Genomic DNA, 3,239 nt, shown 5'->3' with positions numbered 1-3,239 from the left:
AGGAGGAACCTAAAATGACAGTCTATAAGACCGCTCTGGCCGGGATATCGGCGCTGGGACTTGCCTGCTCCATTTTGCCAGCTTTGGCACAGGAGCAAGGGCTAAATGAGCCGTTCCAGAAGTCATTCAAGGAAGCACTGGCGGGCAAGACAGTGGCCTATGTGCCTGTGGCGATGAACTTCGACCTGACGGAGGGCTGGTATGCTGGCCTGAAGAAGGAATTGGAGCCGTATGGCGTGAAGTTCGAAATCCGCGACCCCAACTGGAACACCAACGCCGGAGCGCAAGCGGTCACGTCGTTGATCTCGGAGAAACCGGCAGTCATGGTCATTCACAATCCGGACGTGCAGACTTACGCCAAGCTGCTACAGCGCGCTGAGAATGAAGGAATCTACGTCATTCAGATCAACATGGGTTCTGCTTATCGTTCCTCGGCATTTGTCGGCGCCAACTGGATCGACATAGGCGAAAAGGACACCGAAGCCGTAGTCAAGGCCTGCCAGGGCAAATCCAACAAAATCGCCATCATGCAGGGCGCGCTGTCGGCGGCTGCGAGCGCTTATACGCTCAGGGGTGTAGAGAACGTGCTCGCCAAGCATCCAGAGATCAAGGTCGTATCCAGCCAGGCCGCGGATTGGGACGCAGCGAAGGCAAAGGCAATTGCCCAGACTGTTCTGAAGCAAAATCCCGATCTTTGCGGAATAGTCGGTTTCTGGGACGGTATGGACATTGGTACTGCCGCCGCGGTCAAGGAAGCCGGCTTGACAGGCAAGGTGTTCGTTGCCACCTCTGGCGGCGGCGAGCGCAAGGGATCGTGCGAGCTCGTGAAGAACGGCTCTTTCGACCTCGATCTTAGCTATGACGTGCCCACGCAAGCTCAACAGATGGCGGGGACGATCAAGTGGCTGATATCATCCGGAGTAAAGGCGGGCTCGGTGAAGGGTTCGGAATACACGACGCTCATTCCGATCACCAAAGACAACGCTGATAGTCAAACGGCCTGCTGGAATCTCTCCGATCTCAAGAAGTAAGTGTCGCAAGGCGGCATTCCGAGTCTCGCTCGGGATGCTGCCAACGCCTCCCACATCGTCAAACCGACGGAAGATAGATGCGCGACACATTGACTCGCCTACGCTACCGCTATTGGCCCGATCACCTGCTTGGCGAGATCCTATCCAAGCGCTGGACGGAGACCGCAATCCCGGTGACTTTGCTTCTGATCGTCGGATTCGCGCTCAGCCGTTCTATTGACCACTTTCTTTCACCGTCGAGTCTTGCCGACACCGCGCGACAAGCAGCGGAGATCGGCTTCATCGGGCTAGGCATGGCGCTCGTGGTCATCGTCGGCGGTATCGACCTGTCGGTTGGCTCGATGTTCGCGCTGACCGATTTCGTTGCCTTGTACACGCTGGATGTCCTGGATTGGCCGGTGGCGGCCGTAATCATCGCAACGCTCGCGTGCGGTGCGCTGCTCGGCGCTGTGAACGGCTTGCTAATCGGGTATTTGCGACTGCGAGCTTTCATAACGACGCTGATCACGCTGATCATCTACCGCTCGGCCTTTGACCTCCTGATACAACGCTACTCGAACGAGATCGCCGCAGCTTTCCCCGATATCCCTTCTTGGAATTTCATCGGCGGTGGAGGCGTATTCGGAATTCCGAGCGTGGCTTTGGTCTATATTGCCGTTGCGATTTTTGGTCACATTTTCATGACGCGGCTGCGACCGGGATGGCACATCACCGCGATCGGTGGTTCACGCCGCTCTGCTTACAACTCTGGTATCGCTGTGCGTCGAACCATCGCCTTGTGCTATGTGGCGAGCGGCGTGCTCACTGCCGCTGGCGCACTTTTCTTCGCTGCGCGCCTCGGGACTGTCGGTGGCGACATCGGCGTTGGTCTGGAAGTCATTGTGCTCACTGCGACCGTGCTGGGCGGAATCACGCTTGGCGGAGGTAAAGGCACCGTTACGAAATCTCTTGTCGGCGTTCTGATCGTCCTGCTGATCACAAATGGACTTACCACCTTGAACGCGCGCGGCGGTGTCAACCGTATGGCCCTGGCGGGAATCCTGCTCGTCGCCGCCATGGTTGATATTCGCTGGCAGAAAAATCGAACGCGCATCATCAGCAAGGTCTACGTCGCGCCGACCTATCATGCGCTGCCGCCTCCGCCGCCAACCGAGATCGGCGAGGGTGGACCGTTCGAGCAGAACGACAAATTGCGAGACGTTGCGTTGATCGGACTTGGCCGTATCGAGGCGCCCGAGGACGTAATCCTGGACCGCAACGACGTACTGTATGCTGGTTCCCGCCATGGCGACATCATCCGTTTCTTCCCGCCGGACTACGAACGGATGGAGGTGTTCGCCCACATCGGCGGTCAACCGCTGGGCATGGCGTTCGATCGCCAGGATAACCTCTACGTCTGCATCGGTGGCATGGGACTCTACCGCATCAAGCCTGATGGGGTGGTGGAGAAGGCGACCGACGAGACCAATCGTAGCATGCACTCGGTCAACGACGACAGCCGCTTGCGGTTGGCGGACGACCTCGACATTACCGACGAGGGTCTGATCTTCTTTTCCGAGGCTACGGTGCGCTACGAGATGGATGAGTGGCCGATCGACGGGCTCGAAGCGCGGGGCAACGGCCGTATTATCTGCTACGACACCAAGACCGGGACCACTCACACGGCGCTGCGCGGTTTGAAGTTTCCTAACGGCGTAACGATAGCCAGCGATAAGCAATCGATCCTGTTTGCAGAGACGTTCGGCTGTTCGGTCAAGCGATACTGGTTTGCGGGACCGAAGAAGGGCGCTGTGGAAATGGTGATGGATAATCTGCCAGGTTATCCGGACAATCTGAACCTCGCGTCGGACGGCAACTACTGGATGGCGCTGGTTGGCATGCGCAGCCCGTCGCTCGATCTTGCATGGAAGATGCCTGGGTTCCGCCGGCGTATGGCCAAACGTGTGCCAATTGATGAATGGCTTTTTCCCAACATCAATACCGGCTGTGTGGTGAAATTCAACGAACAGGGTCAGATCCTCGAATCGTTTTGGGATTTGCGGGGCATCAATCACCCCATGATCACTTCGATGCGGGAACATCGTGGACATCTCTACCTCGGTGGTATCGCGAACAACCGAATTGGGAAATTCAAGCTTGAAAACGCCGATCCGAACTTTGTGCACTATGACAAGCGTTGGGGGATACGGTCTTGATCTCGGCGGTTAG

At 57.4% G+C, this 3,239-nt stretch carries 2 protein-coding genes; both read left to right on the top strand.

Annotated features, from left to right (window positions below; translation table 11 throughout):
* The first annotated feature begins 14 nt into the window (after positions 1 to 14).
* Positions 15 to 1,031: a sugar ABC transporter substrate-binding protein gene (locus WB528_RS11920; protein WP_423888617.1), complete on the top strand. Its 1,017-nt coding sequence runs from the start codon at positions 15 to 17 to the stop codon at positions 1,029 to 1,031.
* Positions 1,032 to 1,108: 77 nt separating this feature from the next.
* Positions 1,109 to 3,226 (top strand): ABC transporter permease, encoded by a 2,118-nt coding sequence (locus tag WB528_RS11915; protein WP_423888616.1) that lies wholly within the window; start codon positions 1,109 to 1,111, stop codon positions 3,224 to 3,226.
* Positions 3,227 to 3,239: the final 13 nt, after the last annotated feature.

The organism is Bradyrhizobium sp., from assembly GCF_049586575.1.
Lineage (GTDB): Bacteria > Pseudomonadota > Alphaproteobacteria > Rhizobiales > Xanthobacteraceae > Bradyrhizobium.
This window is presented reverse-complemented; position numbering and strand designations above follow the sequence as displayed.